At 41.2% G+C, this 16,639-nt stretch carries 12 protein-coding genes and 1 other RNA gene; 4 read left to right on the top strand and 9 right to left on the bottom strand.

The window, feature by feature from the left end; translation table 11 throughout:
• Positions 1-97: 97 nt before the first annotated feature.
• Positions 98-194, bottom strand: an RNA gene (gene ffs, locus I6E85_RS12405) — signal recognition particle sRNA small type.
• A 139-nt stretch (positions 195-333) separates the two neighbouring features.
• On the bottom strand, positions 334-1,209 hold the full coding sequence (locus I6E85_RS12400) for a DUF3014 domain-containing protein (RefSeq protein ID WP_024590734.1): 876 nt from the start codon (positions 1,207-1,209) through the stop codon (positions 334-336).
• Positions 1,210-1,448: 239 nt separating this feature from the next.
• Between I6E85_RS12400 and I6E85_RS12395 the strand changes: the two genes are divergently transcribed.
• The gene (locus I6E85_RS12395) at positions 1,449-2,594 is read left to right on the top strand and encodes a patatin-like phospholipase family protein (protein WP_007584072.1); all 1,146 of its coding nucleotides are present in this window, start codon (positions 1,449-1,451) and stop codon (positions 2,592-2,594) included.
• 28 nt (positions 2,595-2,622) lie between these two features.
• Here I6E85_RS12395 and I6E85_RS12390 read toward each other — a convergent pair whose 3' ends face one another.
• The gene (locus tag I6E85_RS12390) at positions 2,623-4,596 is read right to left on the bottom strand and encodes a monovalent cation:proton antiporter-2 (CPA2) family protein (protein ID WP_007584073.1); all 1,974 of its coding nucleotides are present in this window, start codon (positions 4,594-4,596) and stop codon (positions 2,623-2,625) included.
• A gap of 133 nt (positions 4,597-4,729) precedes the next feature.
• Here I6E85_RS12390 and I6E85_RS12385 point away from each other — a divergent pair, with 133 nt between their 5' ends.
• A complete protein-coding gene (locus I6E85_RS12385) occupies positions 4,730-5,626 on the top strand; it encodes a GGDEF domain-containing protein (RefSeq protein WP_024590733.1) in 897 nt (298 codons plus the stop codon).
• A 29-nt stretch (positions 5,627-5,655) separates the two neighbouring features.
• Here the strand turns inward: I6E85_RS12385 and I6E85_RS12380 are convergent, their stop codons facing one another.
• From I6E85_RS12380 to lpxB, 6 genes are all read right to left on the bottom strand, one after another.
• Complete coding sequence (locus I6E85_RS12380) at positions 5,656-6,009, bottom strand: hypothetical protein (RefSeq protein ID WP_007581020.1); 354 nt, start codon at positions 6,007-6,009, stop codon at positions 5,656-5,658.
• Positions 6,010-7,314, bottom strand: a complete 1,305-nt coding sequence (gene tilS, locus I6E85_RS12375) for a tRNA lysidine(34) synthetase TilS (RefSeq protein ID WP_024590732.1) — start codon at positions 7,312-7,314, stop codon at positions 6,010-6,012.
• Between the two features lie 82 nt (positions 7,315-7,396).
• Entirely contained in the window at positions 7,397-8,353 is a 957-nt protein-coding gene (accA, locus tag I6E85_RS12370) for an acetyl-CoA carboxylase carboxyl transferase subunit alpha (protein WP_007581016.1), read from the bottom strand.
• A 16-nt stretch (positions 8,354-8,369) separates the two neighbouring features.
• On the bottom strand, positions 8,370-11,861 hold the full coding sequence (gene dnaE / locus I6E85_RS12365) for a DNA polymerase III subunit alpha (protein WP_024590731.1): 3,492 nt from the start codon (positions 11,859-11,861) through the stop codon (positions 8,370-8,372).
• 2 nt (positions 11,862-11,863) lie between these two features.
• Positions 11,864-12,466 (bottom strand): ribonuclease HII, encoded by a 603-nt coding sequence (gene rnhB, locus I6E85_RS12360; RefSeq protein WP_010553737.1) that lies wholly within the window; start codon positions 12,464-12,466, stop codon positions 11,864-11,866.
• On the bottom strand, positions 12,456-13,613 hold the full coding sequence (gene lpxB / locus I6E85_RS12355) for a lipid-A-disaccharide synthase (protein ID WP_024590730.1): 1,158 nt from the start codon (positions 13,611-13,613) through the stop codon (positions 12,456-12,458). Before lpxB ends, rnhB begins: the two co-directional genes overlap by 11 nt.
• A 301-nt stretch (positions 13,614-13,914) precedes the next feature.
• Between lpxB and I6E85_RS12350 the strand changes: the two genes are divergently transcribed.
• Both I6E85_RS12350 and cydB read left to right on the top strand, forming a co-directional pair.
• Positions 13,915-15,498 carry a cytochrome ubiquinol oxidase subunit I gene (locus tag I6E85_RS12350; RefSeq protein ID WP_010553739.1) on the top strand — a complete coding sequence of 528 codons (1,584 nt, stop codon included), beginning with the start codon at positions 13,915-13,917 and terminating at the stop codon, positions 15,496-15,498.
• Complete coding sequence (gene cydB, locus I6E85_RS12345; RefSeq protein ID WP_024590729.1) at positions 15,495-16,634, top strand: cytochrome d ubiquinol oxidase subunit II; 1,140 nt, start codon at positions 15,495-15,497, stop codon at positions 16,632-16,634. Before I6E85_RS12350 ends, cydB begins: the two co-directional genes overlap by 4 nt.
• Positions 16,635-16,639 lie beyond the last annotated feature (5 nt).

Here is a 16,639-nt window from a genome sequence, read left to right as displayed (position 1 = left end):
TAATCTATAAATAAATAGTATTATTTAATTAGAGGAATTATTTTTGAGGAATTAAGTTTATTAGTTCAAACACCCAAATGAGGAATTTGGGTGGCAGTCTTACCAGCCACATCTCGGCACACACGTCACAAACTGTGGCTGCTCCCTTCCGGGCCTGACCAGGTTCGCCTGCTAGTGTTGCGAGAGGACCAATAAGACTACCATTGAGGGCCTTGGTTGGCGCGGGAGGGATTATCTCTACTTTTGCTCTGTTATTCAAGGGATAATCTAAAAAGAAAGTGCGATTGCATACTTCATATACAATCGCGGCGTATTTAGCTATTTTAGTGCGTATTAATTGTTCTCTAACTGCGCTTTTATATTACGTAATGCTGCTTTTACTTTTTTCATGTTTTCTGGACCCATACGTAAAAGCTGTTTTTGTGCATCTGGTAATTGCTCCCACTCCGAAAACGCATACTGATACGTTACTGAATCACGAAGTAACGGCAAGTCACCTTCAGGCTCTGGCGTATCAAGTAATAAATCGATTGCATCGGTTAGCGTTTGATTAAACTCGTCATCGCCGTAACCAATTTCACTGTATGCATTATTAATAAGTGGCTTGTACTCTTCGTACATGCGAACGGCTTGCGCTGCACTCATACTGGTAAATATTTTCACATACGGTGTATAACGCTCGTAGCTGTTAGGGTTAATAGTTAAGATATCACCTTCATTCACGCTAAATTTTTCTTCTGGCTGTACAACAGGCATGTGCTTTTTAGCTATTTTTCCTTTTGCTAAGTTATCTACATATACCACACCACGACGAATAACATCGTCGGTCACCATTAAGCTCATTACTGAGTCGCTTAGGTACTCGTCCATTTTAGCAACAACAACTGCATCACTTTCGTTAAGCGTTGGTAGTGGCTCTGCTTCTGGCACAGGCTCACTTGGACTTTGTGCTGGTACTTCAAGCTCTGCTGGCTTTTCTGGATTTACAGACGGCGCATCTACCACAGGGTCGTTCTCGGGTTTAAGCTCCATCATAGGTTGTTCTTTAACTGTGGGCTCTACCTCAGTGCGTGTTGCTTGCTCGTCACTGGGTGTTAGCAATACGAAGGCGGCCGCACATGCTACGACTATTAAAATAATAACGGCGAAAAGAATATTGTTATTAGGTGGACGTTTTTGAACATCTGATGCTTCTGGTTTATCTGACATACGAACTCCATAAAAATTAAAATGCGATATCACTTAGAGTACGCTAAGTGGATTAAATTCATTCTTACACAAATACTATTACATTTTATAATACGGCAATTATAGCAAAGTAAGTTAAGTACTAAATTGGGTGATTAAACAATGTAATAAGTATTAGGGCAGTTATCCTTTGATTCTTCTAGCTTAAAGACTTACAGTTAATAAATAAAGTAAAGACGTAGAACAGTTTAACCACCAATATGAAAATCAAGCAAGTTGATCCACAAAAACCTAAAATTGCCTTATTACTCACAGGTGGTGGCGCACGTGCTGCTTATCAAGTGGGTGTCCTTAAAGCGCTAGCTCATAGTATGCCTCGTACTGCTCCATTGCCATTTAGAGTAATAAATGGCACCTCTGCTGGGGCTATTAATTCAGCTGCGTTAGCATGTTACGCCTCCTGTGCGCATTTGGCTGTACGAAAGCTTGAATCAGTTTGGAAGAACTTTTCAACCTCTATGGTCTATAAAAGTGATTTTTTAAGCGTATTTGGTCATATTGCGCGTAATATTTTAACGAGCTTTCAGTCAGAACATATTAACCATCCACCAGCGAGCTTGCTAAACAACCGCCCTCTGCGTGGTTTATTAAACGAAATTTTAGATTTACACCGCATTGAGCGCAATTTACATCGTAATTATTTAGATGCGCTGTCTATTACGGCCTCAAGTTATACAACGGGCGACTCTGTTGCATTTTTTCAATCTAATACGCAAACATCTTGGCAGCGTGCTAAACGCGAAGGCCGTGCAACTCGTATTAATGTTGAGCACTTAATGGCATCGAGTGCCATCCCTATGGTGTTTCCCAGTGTAAATATTTATAACCATTACTTTGGGGATGGCTCTATACATCAACTTTCTCCGCTGAGTCCGTCGATTCATTTAGGCGCTGAAAAAATATTTATTATTGGGGTCGACCAACCCAAAGAATTACACCCACCGGGTTACTCGCCACATTATCCGGGTCTATCTGCTGTTGCAGGGCATTTACTCGACAGTGTATTTACCGACACTATGCAATCGGATTTGGAGCGTTTAGCTCGTGTTAACCGAACATTAGGGCTATTACCCGCTCGCGACAAACATCAAGAACTTAAACAAATAGATACCTTTGTCATTAACCCTTCGCAAAACTTTAATGCCATTGCAGCTCAGTATTACGACGATATGCCATGGGCCATTAAAGTATTGCTACGTACCATAGGTGTTAAAAAGCATTCGCAATCGAGTTTAACCAGTTATCTATTGTTTGAAAAACGCTACACCCAGCATTTAATGCAAATTGGCTATGAAGACGGTATGGCGCAGTTGCCTAAGATGCGTGAATTTTTAGAGTTAGATTAATCTTTTAGAGCTAGATTAATCTAAGTCACTATTCGATTCCGTCGAGCAGATAGTGCTCTACCCGCTCAACACGCCTTGGTTTACCTTGTAATACTAAAACGTCATTAGCCAATAATGTTGTTTGCGCTGATGGCGTATCTATTTCGGCTCCTTCTCTGCGCAGTGCTTTTACGAGCACTCGCCGCTTTTCTAAATTAAGATCTTCAATTGTTTTACCCACGGCATAAGCTTGCTGAGGTAGCGCTACAACATGTAAGTATTCTAATCGTTCACTGGAGGCATCTTCGCTATCTTTAAAATACCCTGCGTAAAAGCTTTGCATTAATGGATAACGATTACGACGTTCTTTACTTACTCTACGCACAATACGCGTCATCGGTACGCCCGACATAGACAACACATGCGACACGAGCATTAAGCTCGCCTCTAACGACTCTGGCACTACTTCGGTTACGCCTAGCCCTTTTAAATAATCTAACTGGCTATCGTCACGAGTACGAATAAGTATTTTAACGTTGGGCGCTATTTGTTTTATGGCATCAATAACAACTTGTGCGTGATCAAGCTCTGTAAAAGTAATAATAACCAAGCGAGCTCGCTCTACTCCTGCGCACTTTAAAATATCTTTTTGTTTAACATAGCCAAATATAACAGGCTCACCTGCCGCTTTGCCTTCTTGTACTAAAATTGGGTTACTTTCAATGGCAACGTAGTCTATTGCTTCGGGCTTTAAAAAACGCGCTATAGTTTGCCCAACACGCGAAAAACCACAAATAACAACATGGTCACTATAAAGTGTACTACTTTGTGGCTCACTCTCCAGCGCTAAACTAGGGCGATCGAGTATACCCAAACGCTTTAAAATAAATGGCGTTTTATCAATCAAAAATGGTGTAAATGCCATTGATAACACACCAAGGGCAATTAAAAATGAAGCTTGCTCTGAGTTTAATAACTGATGCTGGCCAGCAAGTGCGATAAGTACAAAACCAAACTCCCCCATTTGCCACAGCATAATGCCACAGGCGAGCGAGTCTTGGTTTCGCTCATGCATTAGCCGCGCACTAAGTGCTACTACTGTAATTTTTAATACGAGTAGCCCAAGCAATGCGCCAATAATTATTACTATATGCGCCAGTACAAATAAAATATCCAACTGCATACCCACAGTTACAAAAAACAGCCCCATTAAAATATCGCGAAATGGACGTATATCGGCCTCTAACTGATGCCTGTAATGGCTCTCACCTAACATCATTCCCGCTAAAAAAGCGCCCAATGCCATAGACAAGCCAAACATATACGTTAAAAAGCCCGCAAATAAGGCGACTAATATAGTGGTAAGCACAAACAACTCATCGGTTCGTACTTGCGCTATTTCTTTAAACACAATGGGCAATACCCATTTACCAATTGCCCAAAGAAGCACGCATACAAATGCGCCCTTACTTAGGGCAAACGCTAAAGCCCAACCAATACTTTGAGAGTCGCTTGATGCAAATAAAGGAAGTATTATTAATAGAGGAACAACAGCAATATCTTGAAAAAGCAGTACACCAACGGCCAATTGCCCACGGCGCTGATTAAGCTCACCCGTTTCTTTTAATAGCTTAACCACTACAGCCGTAGAAGAAAGCGCCATAATTGTACCAATGGTAAAACTGGTGAGTAGGGAAAAGTCTAAACAATATAAAATAATAATGAAGAGTAAGCTGGTTATACCTACTTGTAACGAGCCCAGCCCAAATACTAGGCTTCGCATTGCCATTAGCCGCGAAATAGAAAATTCTAACCCCAAACTAAATAACAAAAACACAATCCCAAGCTCTGCTACAAACTCTATTTCATGAGATTGCGCTAACCAACCAATACCATGACTACCGGCTAAGACCCCCGTTGCTAGGTACGCCAAAATAGGCGGCAAGCCAATGCGTTTAAAAAACCACACAAAAAGAACTGCTGCCACTAGCAAGCCAAAAATTTGAACGTTAATACTCTGCAAATTCGGCCTCACGCGTCAATTAAACCAAGGGACTTACTTTAAATATAGCAACCTTCTGTTTTTCAGCCAGTTTTAAAATATGGCACAAAAATCGCTTAGTAATTGCAAAGTAACACCCTCGGGGGAGAATTTAATGGAAAACGTCCATATTTTGACGCAGCGTGTGTCTGGTCGCGGTGATTTTTTGCCGTTTTCGGCTGAACATTCGCCAACAAATGAAATAACAGAAACACATAAACTCGTTACAGAGCTACAAACTAGCTTAGTGATTGAGGATGTTTTAGCTATATACGCAAAATTTACAAAACAATTGTTAAATTTCTCTGGTTTACAGTTTCAGTCAACACTGGGAACTACGCAAACATCACAGAGTGATACAAATAGTACACCCTATATTTTTGATTTGGCGATTGGTAAAGAACATTTAGGGCAGCTAATTTATTTTAGTAAATTCCCACTTGGTCAAGCCATTGAGAAAAAGCTACATACTTTGCATACTGCGCTGGTTTATCCACTTCGTAATGCAATGATGTATAGCCGAGTACTAAAGCTTGCCACAAAAGATGCGTTAACCGGCTTAAATAACCGTAGTCAGTTTAATGACTTTTTACTGCAAAAACTTGAAAACTGCCGTCGTTACCAGCGTCCATTTAGTTTAATGCTGCTTGATTTAGATAATTTTAAACAAGTTAACGACAACTTTGGCCATAAAATTGGTGACGATACACTTAAAGAGTTTTCAAAAGTACTGTGTAGCAGCATACGCGGCACTGATTCGGTATTTAGGTTTGGTGGTGATGAGTTTGCTTTACTTATTGAAGACCCTGAGTTTACAACGAATAAAGTGATTGCTGAGCGGATAATGTGCTTAGTAAGAAAATCGCCTCTAATGTCTAAGTATAAAGTAACAACCAGTATTGGTTTTACTTTAGCTAACAGCCAAGACAGCGAAACTGAAATATTTGCTCGCGCCGATAAAGGTTTATACAAAGCAAAAGCATCTGGTAGAAACTGCGCAAAAGCATATTAGTCTTTACTTAACTGCATTAAATAAAAAGCCTAGCTTCCCCCGCTAGGCTTTGCACTTACCAATTTATAAATAAACAACGCGGCACAAAAACCAAAAAAGAATCCGCTAATTAAATTAAGTAATGCGGTAATAGTAGCAAGCGGTGTAAATAATACTAAAAGCAGTGGCAGGCTCACGCCTAAAATAAAAAACAATCCACCTTTACCTAACCAATAAGCTAATAAAAGCACTGCAGATACAATTCCACCCGCAACTGCATAACCTAACGTTACAATATTTAGCTCAAGTAAAATATTAGCAATAATAGCTATAACGGCCGTTATTAGCATACCCATTGGCGCTTTAGTAACTAACGACAAACCAACATGCGGCTGTTTACTCATTTATTTACACTCCCAAAAAATACCATTTTCATCAATATGCTTAGCGCTTATAAAATAGCCAACCACTTGAACTAATTCATCATTATAAAAAATAAGCGGCACACTGGCGCGAAGCCAGGGCGCTATTTTTGCATCTTTAAACCAATGCTTAACTGTATTACTACCAGGCTTTTTAAGTGGTTTAATGCGTGCGCTATTGCAATCAAAGCGCACTACTACTTGCTCATTAGCGTGTGGAGGTCTTACTCCGCAACCGGTGCTTTTAATTAATAAGCGCCCGTCTGCCAGTTTTAGCTGTGAATAATTCAGCTCAATATCTGTTAATACTTCACTTGGTGTTACAAAATACAAATAACCTTGATGACGACGTATTTGCCCATCGAGCAAATCAATACGCATTTGTGCATCGTTTTTTGCGCACATTGCTTGATTAATAATTTGCTCGAGCTGCTTTTGCGATGGCATCACTTGTGTAAATAATGCAAGCCACGCACGTACTATATTTGCAATGCGCGCTGCGCTGTATTCGCTTATCTGGCCAATGCAAAGCGCTTGATGCTCGTTAATACACTTATTTAAATCGAGCTGAGTATATTCATCAAGTAATGTTTGTTGCTGCTGTAGTAGCTCAATACTTCGTGCAGTGCATTGTTCAAACCCATTAAAGCGCTCAGCTAACACAGGTACTATTTTTGAGCGTAAAAAGTTACGATCAAAACTTTCATCTGTATTAGAGTCATCGGTTATGTGGCTAATACTAAACTGCGTTGCAAACGCTTCTATATCGCTGCGAGCTACATTTAGTAATGGTCTAAAACATATACGTCCACTTTGCAGCAAGCGCTCTTTATACATAGAACCAAGCCCTTTTAAACCTGAGCCACGCTTTAAGCGCAGTAAAAACGTTTCTACTTGGTCGTTTAAGTGTTGGCCCAGTAAAATAATGCTGCCTTGTGGGCTTAGCTCATCAAGTGCTTTATAACGGACGTCGCGAGCTTGGGCTTCAAGACTTGTGCGCGACTGCGGCTCAATAACAACTTTCGCAGCTTCAAAAGGCACATTAAGCTCAATGCATACGTTTTTGCAAAAGTGTTGCCAGTCATCAGCATACTGGCTCAAGCCATGGTGGACATAAATAGCCGATACATTAATTGCAGGGTTATCTACTTTTAAAGTGCGCATTAAATGCAACAGCACCACAGAATCAACGCCACCAGAAAGCGCCACTGTAAAAGCGGTGTTACCTTGCTCAATATAGCTATTTAATGATTTTTTTAATTGCTGATAAATTGCTGATGTATGCATATGGGCGCACTTTTATATAAAAACTCTGAACATTTTAAAGCAAAAAAGCCGCATAAGCGGCTTTTTTTAACATTTAATGTGTTTAGCAATAACCAAACGACATTAAACGTTTGTAACGTTGATCAAGCATTTCTTCAAGCGTAAGCGCTTGTAGGTCTGCTAAGTCACGTTTAAGGCGAACTTTTAAGTTACGTGCCATAGCATCGTAATTGCGGTGCGCGCCACCTAGAGGTTCATCAATTAAGTTACTGATTAAATCTAGTTCTTTAACTCGCTCTGCGGTTACACCCATTGCTTCTGCTGCAAGTGGTGCTTTGTCGGCGCTTTTCCAAAGAATAGACGCACAACCTTCAGGCGAAATTACAGAGTAAGTGCTGTATTGCAACATGTTAACTCTGTCGCCAACACCAATCGCTAATGCACCACCTGAACCGCCTTCACCAATAACCGTACATATTGTCGGCACTTTAAGTGTCGCCATTACTTTTAAGTTACGCGCGATTGCTTCAGATTGACCACGTTCTTCAGCGCCAACACCTGGGTATGCACCCGGCGTGTCGATAAAGGTCATGATTGGCATTTTAAAACGCTCAGCCATTTCCATTAAGCGTAATGCTTTACGGTAACCTTCTGGCTTTGGCATACCAAAGTTGCGTTTAATTTTTTCAGCAGTGTCACGGCCTTTTTGTTGGCCAATAACCATTACTGGTTCGCCATCTAAACGCGCAACGCCTCCTAAAATAGCCGGATCGTTAGCAAAAGTACGATCGCCAGCAAACTCGTCAAATTCCGTGAAAATGCGCTCGATATAATCTCGAGTGTAAGGACGCAACGGATGACGTGCTAACTGTGATACTTGCCAAGCGCCTAAATTAGAAAAAATCTCCTGTTTTTGTTTGGCACTTTTTTCTTTTAATTTGCTGACTTCCTCTTCTAACTCAAGGTCTAATTCGCCAGCGCGGCTTATATTTTGTAATTCTTCAATTTTTGCTTCTAATTCTGCAATTGGAAGCTCAAAATCAAGATAATTGAGGCTCATGCTCTAAACTACCTAATCAGTTAAATTCTAGTTCTACATCTTGCGCAGCCATTAGTGATAACTTATGAATTAAGTCGTCACTTGGCGTAACACACCATTCGATCCCAAGAGTTAATTGCGCCAACGCATCTGGACGTTGGTAATAAACCTTGATCGGACACGTTCCCATTTTATAGGGTTCGAGTACTTTTTGTAATTTATCGAAGAAACCTGCCTCGACTTGCACCATGTTCAGCGTCATTTTAATCGCTTTAATACGCTTTTCACGCGCTTGAGCAATGGTGTTTATTTCTCTGGCGGTCATTGTAATACCACCGGAGAAGTTATCAAAGCTGACCTGTCCAGATATTACCAAGATATTGTTAACTTGGAGCATATCTTGGTACTTTTCAAACTCGTCTGAATACAAGCGTACATCAATCCGTGCACTCTTGTCATCTAAAGTTACTAAGGCCCAACGATTTCCTTTTTTGTTAATTAATACCCTAGAAGCAATCACCAAACCTGCGGCTGTTGCAAATACATCGCGGTTCGTTGGCTGTAAATCAACTATTTTCCCGCTGGTATAATGCCTAAGCTCACGGCGGTACTGATTTATCGGATGCCCAGTTAAATAAAGGCCTAGGGTTTCTTTTTCACCATCTAACCATTCGTTATCAGTTAGGCCTGTGGCTTTAATAAAGGCTTGTTCAACCTCATCAGGCTCAGTGGCTAATAAACCAAACAAATCACTTTGCCCTAATAGCTCAGCTTTGTTGTGTTGGTCGGCTGCCCGCATTGCACTTTTTAAACTAGCTAGTAATGTAGCACGGCCAGCTTGGGTTTTTTCTGGCCCTAAATTATCGAGTGCACCTGAATAAATTAATTTTTCGGTCACGCGTTTATTTAAGCGTTTTAAATCAACTCGGGCACAAAAATCAAATAAATCTTTAAATGGGCCCCCTTTTGCACGCGCTTCTAATATTGCATCAACCGGTGCTTCACCTACGCCTTTTATCGCGCCAATACCGTAAACAATCTCGCCTTGCAAGTTTACTGTAAACTTAAACTCACCTGCATTCACATCTGGCGGCAATAAGGTGAGCTTCATGTTTTCACATTCATCCACCAAAATAACGATTTTGTCGGTGTTATCCATATCAGCCGACATTACCGCAGCCATAAACTCTGCAGGATGATGCGTTTTCATCCACAGCGTTTGATACGAAACAAGTGCATACGCCGCCGAGTGAGATTTATTAAAACCGTAACCTGCGAACTTTTCTACCAAGTCGAAGATTTTTATTGCGAGTTCGCCGTCAATGCCGTTATTTCTTGCGCCATCTTCAAACGTTGAACGCTGCTTTGCCATTTCTTCGGGTTTTTTCTTACCCATTGCACGACGCAGCATGTCGGCGCCACCTAGCGTGTAACCTGCTAGTACTTGCGCAATTTGCATTACTTGTTCTTGATACAAGATAATGCCGTACGTTGGATCAAGTATTGGTTTTAAGCTTTCGTGCTGATACTGCGCATCTGGGTATGAGATTTCTTCGCGGCCCAGTTTTCGGTCGATAAAGTTATCTACCATACCTGATTGCAGCGGACCTGGTCGAAACAAGGCCACGAGTGCAATCATATCTTCAAAGCAGTCGGGCTTAAGTCTGCGTACTAAGTCTTTCATACCGCGCGACTCTAGCTGGAATACAGCAGTCGTTTCGGCGCGAAGTAATAATTCAATACTTTTTTTATCATCCAGTGGGATGGTATTTATATCAACGAGGTCTTTACCTTGGCGCTCCATGCGCACGTTGGTCATATCGACCGCCCACTGCAATATAGTCAGTGTACGTAAACCCAAGAAATCGAACTTAACTAAGCCTGCAGTTTCTACGTCGTTTTTATCAAATTGCGTTACCGGAAACTTACCTTCGTCATCGCAATAAAGCGCGGCAAAGTCGGTAATAGTGGTTGGCGATATTACTACGCCACCCGCATGTTTACCGGCGTTACGTGTACACCCTTCTAGGATGCGACACATGTCGATTAAATCTTTTACTTCGTTATCGCCATCGTAGGCTTCTTGCAAGCGCGGTTCTATATCAAACGCTTTAGCAAGTGTCATCCCAGGATCGCCGGGGATCATTTTAGAAATACGATCAACAAACCCGTAAGGGTGCCCAAGCACTCGCCCTACATCGCGTATTACCGCTTTTGCAGCCATGGTGCCAAAGGTAATAATTTGCGATACCGCATTACGCCCATACAAAGCCGATACGTGATCAATTACTTCGTCTCGTCTATCCATACAAAAATCGACGTCGAAATCGGGCATTGATACACGTTCTGGATTCAAAAACCGCTCAAAAAGCAAGTCGAATTCAAGTGGGTCCAAATCGGTAATTTTAAGTGCGTATGCAACTAATGAACCTGCACCTGAACCACGACCAGGCCCAACAGGAATATTGTTATCTTTACTCCACTGAATAAACTCCATTACGATTAAGAAGTAACCTGGGAATCCCATTTGGTTAATTACGCCAAGCTCTATATCAAGTCGCTCATCGTATTCTACACGTTTTACTTTTCGCTCTTCTTCGTCGGGGAATAAAAACTGTAATCGCTCTTCAAGACCATCTTCTGACACTTTAACTAAAAACTCATCAATCTTAAGTGAGCCAGTTGGGTAATCAGGTAAAAAGTAAGTCCCTAGCTGAACCGTTACATTACAACGTTTAGCTATTTCTACTGTGTTTTGTAGGGCTTCTGGAATGTCGCTAAACAGCTCAGCCATTTGCTCTGATGTTTTTAGGTATTGTTCTTCAGAGAACCGTTTAGGTCTGCGTTTATCGTCAAGCGTGTAGCCGTCAAAAATAGCAACGCGAATTTCGTGCGCTTCAAAGTTTTCTGGCTTTAAAAATACCACTTCGTTGGTCGCTACAACAGGTAACTGCTCTTTTGTAGCAAGCTCTACCGCCATGTGTAAGTAGTCTTCTTCAAGCGGTCGATTAGTGCGAACAAGCTCAAGGTAGTAGTTGTCGCTAAAATGCTGCTTGTAAAAACTAACAACCGACTCAATAACACTCGGGTTATTTTTTAGTAACGCTTTACCTAAGTCACCATCTTTAGCGCCCGAGAGAATAATTAAGCCCGTTTTATGTTCCACCAGCCATTCTCGGTCAATAACGGGGCGATGAAACACATGCCCACGCTGATACGCTTTAGATATCAATAAGGTAATGTTTTTATAGCCGTCATTGTCTTTTGCCAATATGGTTAGACGACTTGGCTCATCAGGAAATTCTGGGCTGCGAACCCAAAAGTCAGCACCCACAATAGGCTTAATACCGGCGTTATGTGTTGCGCCGTAAAAACGCACTAAGCCACAAAAGTTCATTTGATCGGTAATCGCAATAGCGGGCATTTGCAGCTCTTGCGCTTTAGCAACTATTGGCTTTGTTTTAGCAAGGCCGTCAACCATCGAAAAATCTGAATGAACTCTTAAATGAACAAAATCAGGAGCAGCCATGCTTAACCCTCACCATTGGCTTGCGCCAATACACGCTGCACAGGTTTAAAGCTTTTACGATGTTCATCAATCGCGCCGTACTGCTCAAGCGCTGCAAAATGTGCTTTTGTTGGATACCCTTTGTGCCCTGCAAAGCCATATTCAGGGTGGCGTTTATCAAGCTCAATCATTTCGTCATCGCGTGCTACTTTAGCTAAAATAGACGCCGCTGAAATTTCTGCCACTAAGCTATCGCCTTTAACAATAGCTTGCGCTGGCATAGTGAGTTTTGGCAAACGATTACCATCTATAAATACAAATTCAGGTTGCGTACTTAATGCCTCTACTGCACGGGTCATGGCAAGCATAGTCGCGTGCAGAATATTTAACTCATCAATTTCTGTTGGATTGCAGCGCCCATACGCATAACACAATGCTTTTTCTTTTATTTCAATCGCAAGCGCTTGGCGTTTTTTATCTGTTAATTTTTTAGAATCCGCTAAGCCAGCAATTGGTTTAGTGGGATCTAAAATGACGGCGGCAGTAACTACATCACCAACAAGCGGGCCGCGCCCTACTTCATCTACACCGGCAATTAAGGATACATTAGGTCTATCAATTTGCATTTATTAACTCCGCCACAGCATTCGCTGCTTGTTCGCTGGCATTTAATCTAATTTTTTCGTGAATAGCTAAAAAGCGTGCTTTTAGCTCAATGTTATCTGTATTAAGCATAGGAGTAAGCGCATTTGTTAAATTAGCCACATTACACTCACTTTGTAAAAACTCAGGCACTAGCTCTTCGTCTGCTAATAAGTTAGGCAACGAAAAATACTTAATATTAAACGTAAATAAAGTTTTAAATATCCAATAGCTCAAAGGCTTTATTTTATAGCCCACTACCATTGGCTTTTTATAAAGCATGCCTTCGAGTGTTGCAGTGCCCGACGCTAATAAAATAGCATCAGCAGCTTGCATCGCTAATTTTGATTGTCCATCAAGCAGGTTAACATTAAGATTTGGCGCGGTAGCGTTTAATATATCAGTAAACTGCGCTTTGCGTTTTTCGTTAACCAGTGGCACCACAACTTTAAGATTGGGGTTTTTAGCTTGCAGCTCTGCAGCTGTTTTAATGTAAGTTTCGCTTAGTAAACCAACTTCTGAGCCTCGGCTACCAGGAAGTAACGCCAGTACTTTGTCATCAAGGCTTAAGCCGAGTTCTTCACGCGCTTTGCTGTCGTCGTGTTCAAGCGCTATATCGTCAGCCAAGGTATGACCTACAAATGTACATGGCACTTGGTGTTTATCGTAAAACTCTTTTTCAAATGGCAGTAACGCAAGCACTAAGTTAGTGGCTGCACTTATTGTATGTATACGCTTTTCGCGCCACGCCCAAACAGATGGACTTACATACTGTACTGTTTTAATGCCCGCATCTTTAAGTGGCTTTTCAACGCGTAAGTTAAAATCGGGTGCATCAATACCAATAAATACATCAGGTGGGTTATCTACAAAATGCTGCACGAGTTGTTTACGTATTTTAAGCAAACGCGGCAAACGCCCTAGCACCTCAACAAGCCCCATTACCGAAAGCTCATCCATGTCGTAAAGTGTTTTACAGCCCTGCGCTTGCATTTTAGGTCCTGCTATTCCTTCAAAAATAGCGTCCGGAAAGTGTTTTGTAAGGGCTTTAATTAAGCCTTCACCTAAAATATCGCCCGACAGTTCACCTGCCACAATACCAATTCGTAGTTGTTTTTTATCTTTATTCATTTGATTTTATTTCACAAGTAAACCAGGCGTTCATGCTTGTTAGTTTACCGTGTTTTACTGTTTGGTTAAACGCTTTAAATAACTGGTTTTTTATCACGTAAGTTAAGGCTTTATGTTGTTTGTTTTTAATACTGATGTAGCATAGGAAATATATATTAAGTTTTACTAATATGTATGTTGACAAAAATTGCACAAAAGTAAATACTATTACAAACTTTCAGTAATTACTGAAAGTTCATTAAACCTTAACTTTGCCAATTAAATGTTGCCCTGTTAATCCGTCACTCTCAAGGAGCCAATAATGATAGATGAAACCTTTGTGGATCTATCGCGATTACAGTTTGCTGTTACCGCTCTCTTTCATTTCTTATTCGTACCGTTAACGATAGGTATGACCTGGATTTTGGTTATTATGGAATCGGTTTATGTTATGACCGGTCGCGAAATTTATCGTGATATGACTAAGTTTTGGGGAAAATTGTTTGGTATTAACTTTGCAATTGGTGTGGCGACAGGCCTTACCATGGAATTTGAGTTTGGTACTAACTGGTCTTATTACTCCCATTACGTAGGTGATGTTTTTGGGGCTCCCCTGGCTATTGAAGGTTTAATGGCATTCTTTTTAGAATCGACCTTTGTAGGTATGTTCTTTTTAGGCTGGGACAGACTCTCTAAACGCCAACATTTAGGTGCAACCTTTTTAATGGCCATTGGTACTAACATGTCTGCGCTGTGGATTTTGATTGCCAACGGTTGGATGCAAAACCCAGTAGGTGCTGAATTTAACTATCAAACCATGCGCATGGAAATGACCAGCTTTGCTGAGCTTGTGTTTAATCCTGTAGCACAAGTTAAGTTTATTCATACCGTATCGGCAGGTTATGTAGCTGCATCTATGTTTGTACTGGGCATAAGCAGTTGGTACATCTTGAAAGGCCGTGATTTAGCGTTTGCTAAACGTTCTTTCTCGGTCGCATCGGGCTTTGGTTTAGCATCAATTCTATGTGTAATTTTACTCGGTGACGAATCAGGCTACGAAGTAGGTGAAGTTCAAAAAGTAAAACTTGCCACGATTGAAGCTGAATGGCACACAGAAGAGGCTCCGGCTGCGTTTACCGCATTTGGTTTTCCTGATTCAGAAGAGCAAGTAACACATGCTGCGGTTAAAATACCTTACGCACTTGGGTTAATTGCTACGCGTTCACTTGATGAGCAAGTAACGGGTATTAACGACCTAGAAAAACAACACGAAGTACGTATTCGCAACGGTATGATTGCTTATGAATACCTTACAAAACTCAGAAACGGTGAAGATACGCCAGAAAATGTTGCTAAGTTTAATACCCTAAAAGATGATTTAGGTTATGGCTTGCTACTTAAGCGCTACACACCTGATGTTGTAGATGCTACCGAAGAGCACATTCAAAAAGCCGTTAAAGACTCTTTCCCTAAAGTAGGCCCTATGTTTTGGTCATTTAGGATTATGGTTGCCTGTGGTGTAGCCATGCTGGGTGTATTTATATTGGCATTTTACTACAACGCACATCGCGTTATTGAGCAAAAACGCTGGTTGTTATGGGCTGCCGTATTGAGCATTCCACTACCTTGGATAGCTATTGAATTTGGCTGGATAGTTGCTGAGTATGGCCGTCAACCTTGGGCTATATCTGAAATACTGCCGACCTTTTTAGCCACGTCGTCACTAACAGTAAACGATATTTTAATTAGCTTAACTGGATTTATTGTTTTCTATACTGGTTTAGCCATTGTTGAAGGTTGGTTGATGATCCGCTTTGTTAAGCAAGGACCAAGCTCGCTACATACTGGTAAATATCATTTTGAATTGCCAAATAAAACTGATCAAACTGAAGGAGAGCAATCATGATTTTTGATTATGAAACATTAAAAATGCTTTGGTGGTTGATCATTGGTGTGCTGCTTATTGGCTTTGCTATTACCGATGGCATGGATATGGGCGTTGCTATGTTGCTTCGCCTAGTTGGTAAAACAGATTCAGAGCGCCGTACAGTAATAAACACTATTGGTCCGCATTGGGATGGTAACCAAGTATGGTTTATAACTGCAGGCGGCGCGTTGTTTGCAGCGTGGCCTATGGTTTATGCTGCCGCATTTTCGGGCTTTTACTTTGCCATGATGCTAGTACTCTTTGCTTTGTTTTTTAGACCACTAGGGTTTGATTACCGCAGTAAAGTAGACTCAAAACGCTGGCGTAATAACTGGGATTGGGGTCTGCTTGCAGGCAGCGCAATTCCAGCATTAGTTTTTGGTGTTGCTTTTGGTAACTTATTTTTAGGCGTACCGTTTAATATTGATAATCTGATGCGTGTTAGCTACCAAGGTTCATTTTTTGGTTTACTTAACCCGTTTGGTTTGCTTGCTGGTTTAGTGAGTATCACTATGCTAATTGCTCATGCGGGGATGTGGTTACAGCTTCGTACAGCTGATGCAGTAGCAGAACGCTCGGGCCAATATGGTCGTTATTCACTGATTGTGTTTATTATACTGTTTGCAGGCGCTGGTTTTTGGGTTGCTAATTTAACGGGTTACCAAATTGTATCTATGCCTGATACACAAAGCCATGCAGATCCATTAGCTAAAGTAGTAACAACAGCCCAAGGCGCGTGGCTTAGCAATTACAGTGAACGCCCATGGACTATGACCTTTCCTATTTTAGCGTTTGTAATGGCACTAAGTGCGCTATTGTTTTCTAAATTGAACAAACCAGCACTTGGACTTATTTCAACAAGCTTAATGTTAATTGGCGTGATTATGACGGCCGGTGTTTCACTGTTCCCATTTATTATGCCATCAAGCAACAATCCAAATATTAGCTTAACAATTTGGGATGCGGTATCGAGTCATAAAACGCTCAATGTAATGTTTGTTGCAGTGTGTATTTTTGTCCCACTTATTTTAACTTACACCACCTGGTGTTATGTAAAAATGTGGCGCAGAGTAACGGTTGAAGAAATTGAAAACAACACTCACGGTAGCTACTAAGGAGA

It is taken from the genome of Pseudoalteromonas sp. NZS71, from assembly GCF_015864715.1.
GTDB classification, from domain to species: Bacteria; Pseudomonadota; Gammaproteobacteria; order Enterobacterales; family Alteromonadaceae; genus Pseudoalteromonas; species Pseudoalteromonas arctica.
Note: the sequence above shows the minus strand (reverse complement) of the source record. Positions and strands in the feature narration are given on the sequence as shown.